The sequence below is a fragment of the Pseudoalteromonas sp. APAL1 genome, from assembly GCF_021532475.1.
In the GTDB taxonomy this organism is placed as follows: Bacteria; Pseudomonadota; Gammaproteobacteria; order Enterobacterales; family Alteromonadaceae; genus Pseudoalteromonas; species Pseudoalteromonas lipolytica_C.
On the sequence record NZ_JAKGAW010000011.1, the window covers coordinates 55,262 to 73,369 of the forward strand.

Genomic DNA, 18,108 nt, shown 5'->3' on the forward strand with positions numbered 1-18,108 from the left:
CAATAGCTTGTGGTTAATTTTTATCTTATTCTTAAAAAAGTATTATTTAAGTAAGTTCTCTAATAGCGCCTGATGGCGCACAGTTTGGCTTTTTAACGATAAACGTTTAGCCATCACGATCGTTTCGATTTCTGAAAGTGCAGTTTCAAAGTCATCGTTTACAACAACGTAATCATATTCATTGTAGTGGGAAGTTTCAGATTGTGCTTTTGCCATCCGTCCGGCTATTACTTCTTGTGAATCTTGACCACGATTATTTAAACGTGATTCAAGTTCTTCTTTTGACGGCGGAAGAATAAAGATAGTCTCAACATCATCAACTAATTTACGAATTTGCTGAGCACCTTGCCAGTCAATATCTAAAAATACGTCGATTCCAGCGTCTAACTGACTCTCGATTGCTTGTTTAGAAGTACCGTAGTAATTATCAAAAACTTGCGCCCATTCAAAAAAGTCATTTTTCTCGATCAATGCTTTAAACGCTTCAACTGAAACAAAATGATAATGAACACCGTTTTCTTCACCTGGTCGAGGTGAACGAGTCGTGTGTGATACTGACACTTTCATATCGTTGTGTTTTTTGAGTAAAGCACTTATAAGGCTTGATTTTCCAGCACCAGAAGGAGCCGATAAGATAAATAAATTTCCGCGAGTTTGCGCCATGATCTGTCTCTAATAAAAAATAAATAGGCTTGGACTATTGCTAACCCAAGCCTTTAATTTATCCATTGTACTTTATTTCGCTAAATGCGCTCAAGTTCACACAAGCGAACCTTTGACATTAAGGAATAAGCTGTATAGATAATCTAAACAGTCTTTTGCAAATTAGATTTTTGCGAAAGCGTCTTGTAGTGGTGGTACTACTTGCTTCTTACGGCTTAATACACCATCTAACCAAACGCGACCGTCTTCTGATTTAACATCATAAGCAGCTTCGATTACAGCTACGTCATCAGACGCAATTAGCATTTCTGAGCCTTCTTTCATGATATCAGTTAACAGGAGTAATACTGAGTGGCGGCCGCCTTCTTCTTTAAGCTTTGCGATGTCTGCTTCAAGATCTGCTTTGATTTCATCAAATACAGCAAGGTCGATAACTTCTAGCTGGCCAATACCTACTAGCTTACCGTTCATATTGAAGTCTTTGAAATCACGCATTACTAAATCGCGTGCTGGCGTGCCTTCAACTGCTGATTTAACCTTGAACATTTCCATGCCAAGTTCTTTGAAATCTTCAATACCAGCGATTTCAGCAAGTGCTTCAACACACTTGATATCAGCCGTTGTGCAAGTTGGTGATTTAAAGATCACAGTGTCGCTTAGGATAGCGCATAACATGATGCCTGCGATATCTTTTGGAATTTCTACATTGTAGAAGTCATACATCATTTTGATGATGGTGTTTGAACAACCAACTGGGCGGATCCAACATTCAAGTGGTGTTGACGATGTTAAGTCGCCTAGTTTGTGGTGATCAACAACACCCACAACACGTGCTTCATCGATGTCATCAGGTGCTTGTGTTTTTTCTGTGTGGTCAACGATATAAACGTCTTCGCCTGCGTAGCTAAGTTTTAGCTCAGGTGCTTCGAAACCGAATTTATCTAGGATAAATTGTGTTTCAGGTGATACTTCACCTAAACGCGTTGGGATCGCAGGTTCATTGATCTGGTTTTTTAAGTAAGCAAGCGCAATTGCACCGCAAATTGAATCTGAATCAGGGATCTTATGACCCACTACATACATTGACATTGACGGAACTCCTTTAAATTTGGCGGATATTTTAGCAAAGTATCGACAGATTGATACATAACAGACATGAAATTTTGTTGATCAATTACAACTGCCAATTAATGTCCTTTTTGGTTACACTTTAAGATATTGAAAACTGAGGAAGATACTGATGCGTTTGAGCCGAAAAGCATGGAATAATGTGGTGATTATTTCGATGCTACTGATGATTTTTTTCTTCAATGGCCTCCATAAAAAGCTCAATACTCAGCCCGTTGAAGAAGGAGTGCAAGCGTTACTCCCAGAGCAAAGCTTCATTTTGGCGATGGCATTTCCAGAATTAAAAATTGAGCGTATCGGCACCTCTTGGCGTAGCCAGTCATTGCAAGAAGCCTCTTGGCAAGGCGATGAACAACAGCTCGAACAACTCGTTGAGCTTTGGCAACATCAAAAACTCACTATTGCCAGTCTTCCTGTTAGTCAAATTTCTCAGTCGTCAGCAGATTATGTTGCTTCTGTGTGGTTAGCCGGGGAGCAATTGCCTGCTGTTTATCAGTTGTACCATATAGATAGTAAATATTATTTATTAGATAAGCGGTTACAGCGGGTGTTTGTGCTTGAGCAAGCTGATGCCGCTAAGTTATTTCCGTTATACCCGTTTTAAGAGAGTCTCAGATGCCTGAATTACCTGAAGTTGAAGTGAGTCGGTTGGGGATCACCCCACATGTACTGGGTCAAACTGTTGCTAAAGTAAATATTCACAATGCGAGCATGCGTTGGCCAGTGCCGGATGATGTCTATCAATTACAAGGCCTTAAAGTGACATCAATTGAGCGCAGAGCAAAATATTTACTACTCGGCTGTGAGCTCGGTAGTGTTATTTTGCACTTGGGTATGTCGGGTAATTTGCGTGTTGTTAATGCAGATGAACCATTGAAAAAACACGATCATATTGAGTTTATTTTGGTCTCAGGTAAAGCGTTGCGGCTTAACGATGCTCGTCGCTTTGGTGCTTGTTTATGGCAAGCGCCAGGTGAGTGCCATACTTTGCTGAGCAAGCTTGGGCCAGAGCCATTAACAGATGAGTTTGTGGCACAGCGTGTTTACGAACAGTCGAGAAACAAAAAAGTACCGATTAAACAGTTTATTATGGATAACGCGGTGGTAGTTGGTGTAGGTAATATCTACGCTAACGAATCGTTATTTAAAGCGGGGATCCATCCAAAGCGAGAAGCTGGCAAGGTTTCTTTGCAGCGTTATCAGCAATTAGTGCCTATTATTAAAGAGACACTCGCTGCAGCCATCACGCAAGGCGGCACAACGTTAAAAGATTTTGCTCAAAGTGATGGTAAGCCAGGTTATTTTGCCCAGCAATTACTGGTGTATGGCCGCAAAGGTGAGCCATGTGTTAATTGCGAGGAGCCATTAAAAGAAATTAGATTAGGACAAAGAAGCACAGTGTACTGCTCTAATTGTCAAAAATAACAACGAATCCCTCATCTATGTAGTATTGCAACAGATAGCAAGATAGAGACAGGCTTAAGGAATGAGAAGGTTGTATGCTATTAAACAAATACCTCATAGGATATGTGTTGGTAATGGTGCTTGTTGGTTGCTCAAAAGAGCAACCAAACGAGGTAATTGAAGAAGTTGTTACTGCTAAGGTCAAACAGTTTGATGTGCCTTTATACGGAAACTACGTGGCACGCACAGATGCGTCGCTGGATGTTGAAGTACGCGCGCGGATCACAGGCTTTGTAGAAAGTGTTGAGTTTGTCGAAGGAAGCTGGGTTGATGAAGGGGATTTACTCTATACCATTGACGATAGACCTTACCGAGCCAAGCTTAATCGCGTTAAAGCGGCGCTGCAAAAAGACCAAGCAGCGTTGGCTAAAGCCAAACGGGATGTAACTCGTTTAAAACCCCTTTACGAGCAAGATGCAGCAAGCCAGCTCGACTACGACAACGCTATTTCTATTCAAGAGCAAGCGCAAGCGTCATTATCAGCAACCCAAGCAGAGCTTGAAGAAACGAAGCTCGAACTCGAATATACCCGCATTACAGCGCCAATTAGTGGCATGGTAGGTAGCTCTGAAGCTGATTTAGGTGCGCTAGTCGGCACTAACGGTATTTCTTTGCTAACCACTATTCAGCAAATAGATCCTATCTACGTTAATTTTAATATGTCGGCACTGGATTACTTAAACGCAAAACGCCGTATGAGTAGTTTGATGGATCAGCTACAAGCCGAACAAAAAGGTAAAGCGCTTGAAGGATTCGTGCGTATTTCTTTGCCAGATGGCAGCGAATATCGCTACTGGGGTGATGTGAGCTTTACTGACCCTAAGATTAGCCCGAAAACAGGCACCTTTAAAGTACGGGCACAATTACCCAATCCCGACAGTGAGTTATTACCTGGCCAATATACTAAAGCGCGTATAAAGTTGTCGCAGATCAGTAACGCTATTGTAGTACCTGAAGAGGCTACGCAAGTTGAGCAAGGTGGTATTTATGTGATGGTGGTGCTTGATTCAGGTGTGATAGAGCGGCGCTTTATTGTTGTTGAGCATTATGGTGAGCAAGGTATTGTGGTCAGCGGTGGCTTGAGTGCGGGTGAACTAGTCGTGGTTAAAGGCTTGCATCGTATTCGTCATGGCCAACAAGTGAAAGCGATTTCACTCGAGGAGTTTGAAAAGCATCAACTAACCCCAAACGCCGATCATCAACTGCTCGCCCCAGATAAACCTGCAAAACAGGAAGATAAAAATAAAGCGCAGGGAGTTTAATTATGTTTTCGCATTTTTTTATTAAGCGCCCGGTGTTTGCCATTGTTATTTCGCTAGTTATTTTACTCACTGGCTTGGTCTCGCTTTTTACTTTGCCAATTGATCAATACCCCGATATCGCTCCGCCATCGGTTAAAGTGTCGGCTTCATTTCCGGGATCAACCGCCGAAACCGCATCTGAATCTGTAGCTATTCCACTTGAGCAAGAATTAAATGGCACGCCAAACATGTTGTATATGGAGTCAAAGGCCACTAACTCGGGGAGTGTTGGGATCACACTCACCTTTGATGTTGGCACTGACCCTGATCTTGCCCTTGTAGATGTGCAAAATACAGCAAGCCAAGCTGGCAGTAATTTACCTGTTGATGTGCAAACTGAAGGGGTGACAGTGTCTAATGAAAGCTCAGTCGAGCTTTTGAAGCTAGCGCTGACATCTGATGACCCTCGCTATGATGAAATCTATTTGAGTAACTACGCTAGCATCAATGTTGAGGCGGCTTTAAAGCGTGTTCCGGGGGTTGGGCGAGTTCGTAATACCGGCTCGCGTTCTTATGCTATGCGGGTCTGGTTAAAACCTGACATTTTAGCGGGCTATGAATTAACCGTGAATGATGTGACCGCAGCAATCAAAGCACAAAATAAAGAGGCCGCTGCTGGGGAGATCGGGGCTCAGCCAATGAGCGATGCAATTAAGCTTAATTTTCCGGTGCGGGCACAAGGACGGCTTAATAAGGTTGATGAATTTAATAACATTATGCTGCGAGTTAACAGTGATGGCTCGATGATCCGTTTGCGAGATGTTGCAAGGGTTGAGCTGGCATCGTCTGCGTACACTTTAAATTCAAAACTAAATGAACAGCCCGCCACTATTTTGCAGGTTTATATGTTACCAGGCTCTAATGCATTAGCGGTTACTGAACGTGTTAAGGCTGAGATGGAACGCCTGAGCGCGGCTTTTCCAAAGGGAGTGAAATGGCAGTTATTTTATGATGCATCTGAGTTTATCAAGCTGTCGATTAATGAGGTGATCAATACCCTTATTCAAGCGCTGATCTTAGTGATTTTAGTGGTGTATTTATTTTTGCAAAACTGGCGAACAACTTTAATACCCGCTTTAGCTGTGCCGGTGTCAATAGTGGGTACCTTTATCGCCTTGGCTGCATTTGGATTTACCATTAACAATGTCAGTTTATTGGCTATGGTATTGGCAATCGGCATCGTCGTTGATGATGCGATTGTTGTAGTCGAAAGTGTTGAGCGACTGATCAATGAGCAAAATATGGAGGTAGTTGCTGCTACTAAGCAAGCGATGACAGAGCTTTCTGGCGCCATAGTGGCAACCTCTTTAGTACTGGCAGCGGTGTTTGTGCCGGTGTCATTTTTAGCCGGTATTACGGGCATTATGTACCGAGAATTTGCGATTTCAATTACCGTTGCGGTACTCATTTCGACCCTAGTTGCGTTAACCTTGAGCCCCGCTTTATGTGCGATTTTCTTAAAACCTAGTACCCCCTCAAAGAATAAGGTTTTTGTTAAGTTTAATAGCTGGCTTGAAGGTATTGGCGAAAAATACACCTGGCTTGTAAAGGCTAGCTGTGCAAAAGCAAAGCGCAGCTACATTGCCTTTTTTATTATGTTAGTAGGAGGCTATTTTATGTTTAGCCAACTACCAAGCAGCTTTATGCCGCAAGAAGATCAAGGGCGCTTTTTTGTTGATATTACCTTGCCAGATGCGGCAACGGTTTCACGTACCAATGAAGTAATAAGCAAAGCAAACCAATTTGTTATGAGCCATGCGGGGGTGGCTTATTCATTCACTCTAGCGGGTGAAAACCGCCGTGCTGGTAGTGCGCAATCGCATGGTCAAATGGAGGTGATTTTACAACCTTGGCAAGTGCGTGCGGAGCAAGGATTTACGGTCACAAGTGTGATGAATGATATACGTAAGCAGCTGTATGCCATTCCCGATGCTGAGTTTAATGTGTTTCAACCATCAGCTGTGGCAGGGCTTGGTTCGGGCTCTGGCGTTGAGTTTGCACTACAAGAAAAAACAGGAGGCAACTTAACAAGCCTAGTTGAATCGCTTGAGGTTTTACTGGCAAATTTAAATAACCGCCCTGAAGTTGCTAAAGCAAGTAGTTCACTGCGTGGCTCAGTACCTCAGCTGTTTTTAGAGTTAGATAGAGAAAAAGCCATGGCATTAGAGGTGCCGATTGCCGATGTCTACAGCACAATGAAAGTGCTTACTGGCTCATCAACAATTAACGACTTTAACTTATTTGGCCGAGTTTATCGGGTTAAAGTTCAAGCTGAAGATGAATTTAGAGCACGCCCTGAAAACCTCAACGAATTTTATGTGCGTTCTAAAAATGGCGCTATGGTGCCATCAAATGTGCTTGCTAAGCTTAATCTAACAACCGGTCCGTCTGCGATAAATCGCTTTAATATGTTTACCAGTGCCATGGTGAATGTGTCACCAGCTGCTGGCTATGCATCGGGTGACGTGATTAAAGTAATTAAAGAGGAAGTGGCTAAATTACCAACAAATATTGGTTATGAATGGACAGGCTTAACTTATCAAGAAATTCGCTCATCCGGTCAACTAGGTATTGCGGTGAGTTTGGCGATTGTGTTTGTTTTTTTGTTTTTAGCAGCGCTTTATGAAAGTTGGGCATTACCATTTGCGGTATTACTTATCAGCCCTATTGCCATGTTAGGGGCCTCTATATTGACCTTGGTGACGGGGCATGAAAACAACTTATTTTTTCAAGTCGCATTTATTGCATTGATAGGCCTTGCAGCGAAAAACTCTATATTGATTGTTGAAGTGGCTAATCAGCTTTACCAAGAAGGTATGAATGCCGTTGATGCTGCAATAGAAGCCGCCCGTTCTCGTTTTCGACCCATCTTAATGACCGCAGCCTCTTTTGTGCTTGGCGTTTTGCCGTTAGTACTTGCCTCTGGCCCCGGAGCAGTTGGTCGGCAGTCGGTTTCTATGCCTATTTTAGGGGGGATGTTACTGGCAAGCTCTATTGGCATCATTTTAGTGCCGTTGTTTTTTATTACCGCAGCACGCTTTGTGAAAAAACAGCAAGCACCCGTCTCTAAAGTGTTAGAAAAGGAGCAAGTTGATGCATAAATTGTTGCCATTGTTTTGTTTTGCTTGCTTACAAGGCTGTGCTGTTGGCCCTGATTTTGAAGTGCCTGAGCATAGCAAAGTCACTAACTTTATGGGGGCCGCAGCAACGCCACAGTCTGAAGCATTAGCTGGCTGGAAGCAAATATATAGCGACCCACATTTGCAAAAACTGATTAGCCAAGCGCTGGTTAATAATCAAGATATGTTAATTGCGCAATCGAAAATTATCGAAGCGCGAGCTCGATATCGGATTACCGATGCCGCTTTATGGCCTGATGTAAGCGTAGGGCTTACCTCAGAACGAGAAGAAGAGCTTAATAGTGGCCCTGAAAACTCATTTGATTTAAAAGGTTACTTAAGTTGGGAGCTAGACTTATTTGGCAGCAATCGGCGCGCAAGCGAAGCCGCACTGGCAAATTATTATAGCCAAGAGCAAGCCCGAAATGCCTTGCAGCTCGCCTTGATTGCTGATGTGGCGCAGCAGTTTTTTGCCCTTAAAGAAGTAGAAGAGCAATTAAAAATTAGCCTAAGTACAATTAAGCTTCGTGAGAAAGAGCTTGAAATTGCGCGTATTCGCAAAAAAGGCGGTATTATTTCAGGGCTAGAACAACGCCAAGCTGAAGTAGAGTTAGAATCAGCAAAGGTGAAGATCCCGCCATTACAGCACAGTGAAAGGCGGATTATTAATCAGTTAAAGTTTTTAATTGGTGATGCCAATGCTGATGTGCAAGGGGGTAATGAGTTATCTGTGCAAACCCTTCCTAAGCAACTACCAACAGGGTTACCTAGCGAACTGTTAAAGCGTAGGCCAGATGTGCAACAAGCCATGTATCAATGGCAAGCAGCAATGGCTGAGATTGGGGTCGCAAAAGCGGCGTTATTTCCAAAACTTAATTTGTATGCTGAGCTTGGTAGTGAAAGTACTGATTTTAGTGATTTGCTTGCCAGTAATTCGCAGGTTTGGTTGCTGGGCTCAGAGCTGTTAATGCCAATATTTAATATGGGCCGCAATCAGGCAAATTTAACGGTTGCGGAACAACGGGCTTATCAGGCAAGTATCAAATACCAAAAAACAGTGCTGGTGGCACTGCAAGAAGTGAGCAATCAGTTATCGAACTACCAGTCGGCAGAGCAAAGCTATGATGCGCAAAGAAGCTTGGTGCTCAGTAGTCAAGATTACTACCGCTTAGCACGCCTTAGGTATAGCAATGGTGTTGCCAGTTCACTTGACTTAATGGATGCCCAGCGGCAGTTATTTTCGGCAGAAATAGCCTTATCGCAGGCAAAGAATGACCGTCTGCAAAGCTTAGCAACACTCTATAAAGCCCTTGGTGGCGGATGGTATGATACCAATCCGCAATAATACTTAATCATTTTGAGGGATTAAACCTGTCGCTATCTACGTTAAAAATTTCTGATTTAGAACAACTAAATAACGAAATTTTTGCCTTGCTATCAACGAGGTTTAATTGCCTCAAAATAGATCACTTAATTAAGCGAATTGGTATGAATTGAGCGAACAGGAATTAGAAAAAGAAAAAGTAGTGGATTAATTTAAAGAGCATGCAAAAGCATGCTCTTTAAACACTTATAACTCAAATGGTGCTACGCCAACGGCTTTCATCTTGTAGCCTACTTGAGCAATTTCACCAGACCAGGTTTCTGTGCTGATAACGCCTGTCACTACGATCGCATCGTACAGGCTTTCGATTGGCACACCGCCTTTAATAGTAACATGCACAATTTGGTTTGGTGGCGGTGGTGGTACGTGAATACACGCTCCAAAATAAGGCACTAGTAAAAACTCGGTGATCACTTCGCTATCGCCTTCTAGTGGTACCACAAAACCAGGCAAACTCACTGATTTTCCATCAAGCTCCTTTACCACAGGCGCATCAAGGTCTGGTTGCACCCAGTTTTGCTCGCTACCTTCATGGTTTGCTTGTGCTTGGGTGTCGATTTGGACATGACCTTTGGGAATTAAATCTTCCCAGAAAATTTCTTTTGGTGCGCCAGCATTGGCTGTAGCGCACACAAATAATGTGACTAAAGCGACGAGTTTTCGAAAAAACGGCATAACATTCCTTAAATTTTAATACTCATACCATCAGCAAGAGAGTAGAAATACGCACGGGTTGCAGGAATTAACCCAACAATAAAGCCTGCGACCATTATCGCAGCTAAGAGCATAAGTTCATAGGATGACAATAAAGCTATATTTAGGCTTATTCCGGCATGGCTTTGCAAGTAATCTGCGCCGAGTAGCATTAAAGCATAGAACAATGCGGTGCCAACAATGCAGCCAAGCCCTGTAATGAGTAACGATTCGACACTGATCAAGGTGAAAATATGCCAAGGCCGTGCGCCAACAGAGCGTAAAATAGCAAGCTCTCTGCGGCGTTGATTTAAGCTTGAAAGCAGGCTCGTTAACATGCCAAGTAAACTGATCAGTACCACGACAATAGAAAATAACAGCAAGATTTTTTCCACGATAGAAAGCATTTCCCAAAGTTCACGCAAGGTAACGCCCGGCATAATGGCAAGCAGTGCTTCATCTTTGTATTGGTTGATATTACGACGCACTTGTAAGGTATAAAGCGGAGAGTCAAAACCAAGTAAAAAAGCGGTTATTTGTTTTGGTGCACCCACTAAATCAACATCATCATGCTGGTCGTGGTCGTGGTCGTGGTCGTGGTCGTGGTCGTGGTCGTGGTCGTGGTCGTGGTCGTGGTCATTTGCATCAGCCTGAGCGGGTTGATGTTGATGAGCATGGCCGCCATGAATCTCATCAATTGCTGCCAGTGGAATATGTAGGGTTTTATCAACAGGCGTCCCCGTTGCTTTTAAAATACCAACCACTTTAAATGGGTTATCGTCATGGTTATGAAAGCTGGTATTGCCCATGCCGTGTGCAATCACCACTTCATCGCCAAGCTGATAGCCTAAGGTGTTGGCAACCTCAGCACCTAACACAACCTCAAACAAGTGATTAAATTCATGACCTTGTGAAAAGCTTAACGGTTGCTTTTTAGCAAAGCGATAGTGCTCAAAATAGTCTTTATTTGTGCCAAGCACAGCTAAGCCTTTGTGGCTGTCGCCAAGCGACATAGGAATAGCCCATTTTACGCCGCGTTGCCCTGTGATGTATTGGTAACTTTTCCAGCTCACGCCATTGTTAGCATGACCAATACGAAATACTGAAGACAGCAGTAGTTGGATGTCACCGGTACGTGCGCCAACAATTAAATCAGTGCCTGAAATTGTATTGCTAAAGCTACTTTTGGCATCGACTCGAACGCGCTCAATCGACATCAGTAGCATAACGCTAATTGCTATCGTAAATAACGTGAGTAGGGCACTGGCTTTACGGTTTAATAAACTTTTCGCGGCGAGTTTAACGAGTAGCATGTGTGCCTCCTTGTAACTCGACAAGGCTGATACTACGAGTAAATAATGTTTGTAGTGTTTCATCATGGCTGACAAACACCAGCGTGCTATTTGCCGCGCTTGCTTGCTCAAATAATAATTTTACGAAGGCTTGGCGGTTTTGTGTATCGAGTGCTGAGGTAGGTTCGTCAGCAATGATAATTTCAGGACTGCCTATAAAAGCACGCGCAGCAGCCACTCTTTGTTGTTGACCAATACTAAGCTGCGCAACGGCTTGATGTTGCAAGTTATCATTTAGCCCTAAAGCACTGAGTAAGCGGCTTGCCTCTGCTGCTAATGTTGCACTATTTTTTAATGCGTTTGTTTGCCTTTGTTTTGAAAACTGGCATCCCAAAGTTACGTTTTCAATAGGGGATAAATAAGGTAATAGATTAAAGTTTTGAAAAATATACCCTATGTGGTCGGCACGAAAACGGTCACGTTGACTGTTGCTAAGCTCGTTTATCGCCTTATTAAGTAATTCGATACGACCTTGATTAGGAATAGTAACACCAGCGAGCAGTGATAATAAGGTTGATTTACCACAGCCGCTTGGACCATGAAGAAAAACATGTTCGCCTTGATCAATATCTAATTTAGAAATATTGATCGTCGGCTCAGGTTGTTTTGTGTGCCACTTGAATAGCACGTTTGCAAGCGTGATCATAACGACCTATCAATTGTTACCATCGCCAGTAATTTAATTTTTTGCGCATCTTAAAGTTACGAATAAAGTTACGTGGTTTTGGCTTAAGTGCTGGATTGCTCAATAGTAATTCATTGCTTGCAGCAAGTACACGTTGACTCGATAAGCCGTCTTGATATGGGTGAAGCTGTTGACAAAACTGCTCAATTTTTTCCATTAATTCAGCTGGTCGTGTAAAGGCATAATCTATCGCCTCAGTTAGCTTATCGGCATCAGTGATATCTATTAGGTGTTCGCCGGGTGCTTGGTTACAGAAAGTGACAACAGGCTTTCTTTGTAAGATAAACATCAACAAAATAGACGATGTATCACATAGCATGACATCTGCCGCTTGTAATAGCGGTAATACATTATCGGTCTCGACAAAGGTAAGATTCTCATTTTGAAGCGCTTTGTATTTCGCAACAAGCTCGCTTGGCATTTTCGGGTGAAACTGCATTAAAATTCGCCACTTTCCTTGCTCACTGTACGCTTTTATCTGCTCGTATAATTTAGGGGCAAGAGAGAGGTTGCGAGAAAATGTTGAACAAATTAAAAGCGTTTGCCTTTGATCGCTCTCATCTATGTATGGATTGTTCGCCATTTTCGAAAATAACGGATCAAGAGTTGGCCAACCTGTTTCTTTGGTTATAAAAAAGCCATGTGCTTTAGCTAACTCTGAAAATCTTTTACTCGTATTTGGGCCTTGAGTGCAATATAAGTCAAAACAACCTCTTATATTGAAGTGATCTTCATATCCTCTTCGGTTTAACTTTCCTGAGTTAAAGCCATGAAAAACAGCTACTTTTTTACCGGGTATAAAGTTTGGAATAATATTGCCAGGTATAAAAGAAATATCTGGATTCCAATCTATTACCGATTCAATTGAAGTGAGACAAGATTCATCAGAGTGCAAAAAGTCAGGATTAACTTCATCACCCTCTAAAAACCATTTTACTTCGCCTCCGCGCGCTAGAATCTCTTTCTGTAAAGGACGCAAAATAGCGTAAGAGTAGTTTTGAGAAATATACATTAAGTATTTTTTGTCTGCTGTAGCTGCTAAATAATCCAAGAACACCTCCTATTGCGAGACAATATTATAACGAAATCGCGCTTATGACAGCAAAATTACAGAATCGTGAATTATTTATTGTATTTAGCGTTCTTGATTATGCGCAGATAACCGGGCAATGATTGAGCTTTAAGCACGTCTGGATTATTATAGGCGGCCATAACCCCAATCCCATACATGTGCTCACAGGAGCATGCCAAATACTATCGGAGATAGCATGACTAGCTATAAAGTTTTAGACGTAAACGATGATTTACCGATCCGTACAAAAGGTGCGGTTCATAGTGGTAAAGTGCGTTCAGTTTATTGGTTAACTGATGAAGACAGCGCTCGTTTAATTAGTGAAAAAGGGTACCAAGTTCCAAAAGGTACTGAGCTGGCTATTATGGTTATTTCTGACCGCATTTCAGCGTTTGATTGTATTTGGCAAGGTGAAAACGGCTTAAATGGCGTGCCAGGTAAAGGGATTGCACTGAACTCAGTGGCATCTCATTGGTTTAAGTTATTTGATAAAGCAGGCCTTGCAGGTAATCACATTGTTGATATTCCTCATCCATATGTGTGGATTGTCCGTAAAGCGAGTACGGTTAAAGTAGAAGCGATTGCTCGTCAGTATATTACGGGTAGCATGTGGCGTGATTACGCTAAAGGTACGCGTAATTTCTGTGGTATTGATTTACCTGAGGGACTAGCAGCGAACCAAAAGCTAGATGAAGTGTTAATTACGCCATCAACGAAAGGCATTATCACCGGTGTTGCTGATATTCCAGAAGTTGATGATGTGAACATTACCCGTGAAAACATCACGAATAACTTATCTGTTTTCAACTTCAAGTCTGAAGACGATGTCGCTAAATACGAGCAATTACTTGTTGAGGGCTTTAAGCTGATCAGTGATGAACTTGCACAGCTAGACCAAATCTTTGTCGATACTAAGTTTGAATTTGGTTATGTTGAAGACATTGATGGCTCAGATAAGCTTATTTACATCGATGAAGTGGGTACACCTGATTCATCACGCATTTGGGATGGCCCTGCTTATCGTGACGGTAAAATTATTGAAAACTCAAAAGAGGGTTTCCGTCAGTTATTAATTAATAACGTACCAGACAGCGACGTGTTATTAAATAAAGACCGCATGGATGAGCGCGAGCAGTTAGCAAAAGATTACACATTGCCAGAATCTGTGATGCTTGAAGTGTCTAATACTTATGTTGGCATTGCCAGCAAAATAATTGGGCAAGAAATTACGATTCCAGCTGATCCTCGTAGTGAGGTCATTGCGATATTAGATAAAGAGTACGGCTTAATTAAGCACGGTTAACTTTTATCAATCAGATTTAGTAATTTGCTAGGTCAATAATACTAAAGCCAAGCTTTTTTCTAAGAAAACAGCTTGGCTTTTTCTTGCTTTTAACGCTTCTAGTCATTAACTTAAACTAAGATTAACCTATACTAATTAGCTAACTAAGCTAAGCAAGGATCTAATTATGTCGATTTTTGCGCATTGTGCTCGCGCTGTGTGTGGTCTTGCAATATTTTTCAGCTCTATAAACTTATTCGCTGCAGATCTTTCGTTTGTTGTGCGTGATCAATCTGGAGAGCCTTTAGCTAACGCCGTTATTGAGCTTGAAAGTTCAGCACATTCTTCACCGCAATCTTTGCCAGTAGCGATAATGGATCAGGTAGATAAACAATTCTCACCGTCAGTTTTAGTGATCCAACCAGGGCAGTCTGTGGACTTTCCTAACAGTGATAACATTCGCCACCATGTATATTCATTCAAGCACAGTAAAGTATTTGATATTAAATTATATTCAGACCGTCCAGAGCAGCCGGAGCGCTTTGAAGACCCAGGTGTTGTTGTGCTGGGTTGTAATATTCATGACTCAATGGTGGGGTATATCTATGTGGCAAATTCGAACAAAGTCATAAAAACCACAGCTGATGGCAAAGTGACTCTTAACGGCGTGACTTTACCTACTACCTTTACTGTGTGGCATCCTAATCAATTAACACCGCTCACTAAAAAGCAATCAGTCACCTTATCTGAGCAAGGCAAAGATGTAAGCATTAACGTTCAAGAACCTGCACCACGAAACACATTTGGTGAAATGTTTAAGGGCAACAATGATTAATAGTTTAAGAGGGCGCATCATTGCATTGTGTGTGAGCCTAGTCCTTTTGACTAGCTTAGTTAGCTTGGTAAGTTCCTGGTGGTCAGCGAATCGCTTTAATGATCAAAAGTTACTTGAAGACATTAATGTTGCTGAAAATGTTTTTAAACAGTATCTAAGTGCTAAAGAAAGTTTATTACTTACAGCTGCAAAAGTGTTGACCGCTGATTTTGGGTTTAAGCAAGCGGTTGCTACTCAAGACGCAGACACAATTAGTAGTGTGTTGAATAATCACAGTCGTCGCATAAATGCTGATGTGATGATGCTAATTGATTTATCTGGGCAATTAATTTCCGCAAATACTGATTTTAATCATACGCCTAGTGAATTTACCCCATTAATGAATCAGCTTATGGTCAATGCTGATCAATCGAACTTCATTGTGTTAGATAAAACGCTTTATCAGGTCATTTTATTGCCAGTTCGAGCTCCTCGTACTGTGGCATATAGTTTAGTGGGATTTGAAATCACGGACCTTGTGGCTGAAGAGCTAAAAAATCTCACCACGATGGATGTTAGTTTTATTGGCGAAGATGATGGTGTGGTTGAAACATCACTGGCAGAGCAGCCAAAAAATAACTCAGTATTAGCGCATTTTAATACGCAAACAACACAACGTATTTTTGGTGAAAAGCCCGTTTATCGTAATCGACTTGTGCAGTTACCTTCTCTACCAGGACATTTAGTTTCTGTATTGTTAAGTGCAGATCTTACTCATAGTTACCGAGAATTTGAGCAGCTGTTTTTTACTATTATTATTCTTGCTGCCATAACGGTTGTAATAGGTGTGCTTACTAGTGGCATATTAGCAAAAAACCTTACCACTCCCTTATCAAAGCTCACCTCACTGGCACAACAATTTGCGCTTGGAAACTATAAAGCTGAGTTTGTAGGTAATAAGCAAAGTACAGAAATCATTACCTTAGTTGATGCATTTAATAACATGGGTAATGACATAAAAGAGCGTGAGCGGCAAATAAGTTTTCAAGCAAGTCATGACTCTTTAACGGGCTTTTTAACCCGCTCTGCGATGTTAGAAGCAATGGAGTCATTATTTGAAGAAGGTGCAGAATACACGCTGGTTGCAATCGATATACGTGGCTTACGTCATATCAATGATAAGTTAGGACCACGTATTGGCGATGATTGTTTAAAAGCGGTTGCACAACGTATTGCCGAATTTGCAGCGCACTCAAAAGGAATGAACGCACGTATTGGGGGGGATGAGTTTTTAACCATTCTACCAGCAAGAGATACCGGGCAGTTTAAAGATGCTGTCATGAAGATGCTTGCACAATTACAAGCGGGTTATTTAATTCAAAGCTTAAACATCACGTTACGCTTTAGTGTAGGAGTTGTGCATTGCTTTTCACAAAGTGTCAGTCCTGAAGATCTAATGAGACGAGCATTGATTGCGGTAGACACCGCTTCTTGTGAGCACAAAGCCATTCATTATTACCAAGAAGGCGAAGATGAAGAACACCTTGAGCGTTTAGCGATTATTGATGAATTAAAGCAGGCATTATTGGATGATGACGGTCAGTTGTTTATGACTTATCAACCTAAGCTAAATATTAAAACACAGCGTATTGATAAAGTTGAATCGCTGATCCGTTGGCAGCGAAAAGACGGTCAATGGGTGTCTCCAGAGTTGTTTATCGACTTAGCAGAACAGTCGGGTGTTATTGTTGAGCTGACATCATGGGTTGTGAAGACCGTGGTTTCGCAAGTTGCACAGTGGCAACAGCAAGGGATTACGATGCAAGCTGCTATTAATGTTTCTGCACAAGATATTGCCTATCCTCACTTTTATTCGCACCTAGCAAAACAGCTAGAACAACATAATTTAAGTGGCCATTTGATCACGATAGAGCTAACAGAGCGCGACATGATCGAAAATGAAGAGCAAGGCATTAAAGCGCTAGAAAACTTAAAAACATTAGGTGTAAAAATATCACTTGATGACTATGGCGTTGGGCAAACCTCATTGGGGCGCTTGAAGCTACTACCTATTGATGAGTTAAAGCTGGATAAGTGTTTTATTTTACAACTCGATCAATCGAAGCAAGATCAATTTATTGTTGAGTCAACGGTGAACTTAGGCCACCAGTTAGGTTTTTCTGTTGTAGCTGAAGGTGTTGAAAATAAACCATCGCTAGACTTATTGATAGACATGAAGTGTGATTATGCACAAGGTTACTATTTGAGTAGACCACTAAAATCAGAGCAATTTTTGCAGTGGTTAGAGGTATACAATGAAGCATCTTAATGGGTTTTTTAGCTTAGTTCTTTTAGCCTTTGCAAGTACGGGACACGCAGCTTCAGGAAAATTATTAGCAACACCAGGCGTATCGCAAGTTGAAGGCAGCGCTGGCGGCGGTATCGTACCTTGGGCGCAACTTGCGGGCTATGCAAGCGATAACGAAATAGCCATCAATGGTTTTTGTAGCCGTGCAGATGTGAGTGATTACAGCTTAGATGTATGTGGTGCACAAGTTAACTTTTATGATCGTGTGGAGCTTAGCTACGCGGAGCAGCGCTTTGAAGTTCCAGCATTAAATACCGATATTGAGCAATCAATTACTAGCGCAAAAGTACGTGTCTATGGCGATATTGTTTACAGTAAATGGCCACAGTTGAGCGTGGGTGTACAACATAAATCATTGGATGATGGGAGTATTGCAAACCTATTAGGTGCAAAAGACACCAGCGGTACTGATATCTACTTAGCTGCCAGCAAGTTGCACTTGGGCGCTCTTGCAGGTTACAACTGGTTTTGGAATACCACCTTTCGCTACAGCGATGCGAATCAACTAGGTTTGTTAGGCTTTGGCGGTGCTGATAGCGATAAAGAGGTATTATTTGAAGCATCGACAGCGGTGTTTTTAACGCACCAATTAGCTGTAGGGGTTGAGTATCGTGAAAAATCCAACAACCTTGGCTTAGGGGAGCAAGATTGGCAGGATGTGTTTATTGCCTGGTTTCCTAATAAACATGTAAGTGTAACAGCTGCGTGGCTCGATTTAGGGCGTATAGCTGGTGCTGACGACCAAACTGGTTGGTATCTTTCTGTAACAGGGTATTGGTAATG

The 18,108-nt window shown here is 42.0% G+C and carries 15 protein-coding genes; 9 read left to right on the forward strand and 6 right to left on the reverse strand.

What is annotated here, in order from left to right:
* Nucleotides 1-42: 42 nt before the first annotated feature.
* Complete coding sequence (gmk, locus tag L1264_RS07615) at nt 43-663, reverse strand: guanylate kinase (protein ID WP_135926153.1); 621 nt, start codon at nt 661-663, stop codon at nt 43-45.
* Nucleotides 664-825: 162 nt separating this feature from the next.
* On the reverse strand, nt 826-1,752 hold the full coding sequence (locus tag L1264_RS07620; protein WP_138557034.1) for a manganese-dependent inorganic pyrophosphatase: 927 nt from the start codon (nt 1,750-1,752) through the stop codon (nt 826-828).
* Between the two features lie 151 nt (nt 1,753-1,903).
* On the opposite strand from L1264_RS07620, the gene L1264_RS07625 reads away from it, so the two are divergent.
* The 5 genes from L1264_RS07625 to L1264_RS07645 all read left to right on the forward strand — a co-directional run bounded on the left by L1264_RS07625 (nt 1,904) and on the right by L1264_RS07645 (nt 9,020).
* The gene (locus L1264_RS07625) at nt 1,904-2,395 is read left to right on the forward strand and encodes a hypothetical protein (RefSeq protein ID WP_199527348.1); all 492 of its coding nucleotides are present in this window, start codon (nt 1,904-1,906) and stop codon (nt 2,393-2,395) included.
* Nucleotides 2,396-2,406: 11 nt separating this feature from the next.
* Complete coding sequence (mutM, locus tag L1264_RS07630; RefSeq protein ID WP_199527349.1) at nt 2,407-3,216, forward strand: bifunctional DNA-formamidopyrimidine glycosylase/DNA-(apurinic or apyrimidinic site) lyase; 810 nt, start codon at nt 2,407-2,409, stop codon at nt 3,214-3,216.
* 74 nt (nt 3,217-3,290) lie between these two features.
* Complete coding sequence (locus tag L1264_RS07635) at nt 3,291-4,517, forward strand: efflux RND transporter periplasmic adaptor subunit (RefSeq protein ID WP_199527350.1); 1,227 nt, start codon at nt 3,291-3,293, stop codon at nt 4,515-4,517.
* Nucleotides 4,518-4,519: 2 nt separating this feature from the next.
* Nucleotides 4,520-7,657: an efflux RND transporter permease subunit gene (locus L1264_RS07640; RefSeq protein ID WP_199527351.1), complete on the forward strand. Its 3,138-nt coding sequence runs from the start codon at nt 4,520-4,522 to the stop codon at nt 7,655-7,657.
* Nucleotides 7,650-9,020 carry an efflux transporter outer membrane subunit gene (locus L1264_RS07645; protein WP_199527352.1) on the forward strand — a complete coding sequence of 457 codons (1,371 nt, stop codon included), beginning with the start codon at nt 7,650-7,652 and terminating at the stop codon, nt 9,018-9,020. The genes L1264_RS07640 and L1264_RS07645 overlap by 8 nt, the downstream gene beginning before the upstream one ends.
* Nucleotides 9,021-9,245: 225 nt before the next feature.
* Here the strand turns inward: L1264_RS07645 and L1264_RS07650 are convergent, their stop codons facing one another.
* From L1264_RS07650 to L1264_RS07665, 4 genes are read right to left on the reverse strand one after another with little or no spacing between them, the layout of a single operon-like run.
* Nucleotides 9,246-9,734 (reverse strand): DUF3299 domain-containing protein, encoded by a 489-nt coding sequence (locus L1264_RS07650; protein ID WP_135926146.1) that lies wholly within the window; start codon nt 9,732-9,734, stop codon nt 9,246-9,248.
* An 8-nt stretch (nt 9,735-9,742) separates the two neighbouring features.
* Entirely contained in the window at nt 9,743-11,065 is a 1,323-nt protein-coding gene (locus L1264_RS07655; RefSeq protein ID WP_235403854.1) for an ABC transporter permease, read from the reverse strand.
* A complete protein-coding gene (locus L1264_RS07660) occupies nt 11,052-11,750 on the reverse strand; it encodes an ABC transporter ATP-binding protein (protein WP_199527354.1) in 699 nt (232 codons plus the stop codon). Before L1264_RS07660 ends, L1264_RS07655 begins: the two co-directional genes overlap by 14 nt.
* Before the next feature lie 16 nt (nt 11,751-11,766).
* Nucleotides 11,767-12,840, reverse strand: coding sequence for a CDP-glycerol glycerophosphotransferase family protein (locus L1264_RS07665; RefSeq protein ID WP_235403855.1), 1,074 nt, complete (start codon nt 12,838-12,840; stop codon nt 11,767-11,769).
* Between the two features lie 217 nt (nt 12,841-13,057).
* Here L1264_RS07665 and L1264_RS07670 point away from each other — a divergent pair, with 217 nt between their 5' ends.
* The 4 genes from L1264_RS07670 (at nt 13,058) to L1264_RS07685 (ending at nt 18,106) form a co-directional block, all read left to right on the forward strand.
* Nucleotides 13,058-14,164 (forward strand): phosphoribosylaminoimidazolesuccinocarboxamide synthase, encoded by a 1,107-nt coding sequence (locus tag L1264_RS07670; protein ID WP_199527355.1) that lies wholly within the window; start codon nt 13,058-13,060, stop codon nt 14,162-14,164.
* Nucleotides 14,165-14,330: 166 nt separating this feature from the next.
* Entirely contained in the window at nt 14,331-14,978 is a 648-nt protein-coding gene (locus L1264_RS07675) for a methylamine utilization protein (protein WP_135926142.1), read from the forward strand.
* A complete protein-coding gene (locus L1264_RS07680; RefSeq protein ID WP_135926141.1) occupies nt 14,971-17,286 on the forward strand; it encodes a bifunctional diguanylate cyclase/phosphodiesterase in 2,316 nt (771 codons plus the stop codon). The genes L1264_RS07675 and L1264_RS07680 overlap by 8 nt, the downstream gene beginning before the upstream one ends.
* Entirely contained in the window at nt 17,273-18,106 is an 834-nt protein-coding gene (locus L1264_RS07685; RefSeq protein WP_138557024.1) for a DUF3034 family protein, read from the forward strand. Before L1264_RS07680 ends, L1264_RS07685 begins: the two co-directional genes overlap by 14 nt.
* Nucleotides 18,107-18,108: the final 2 nt, after the last annotated feature.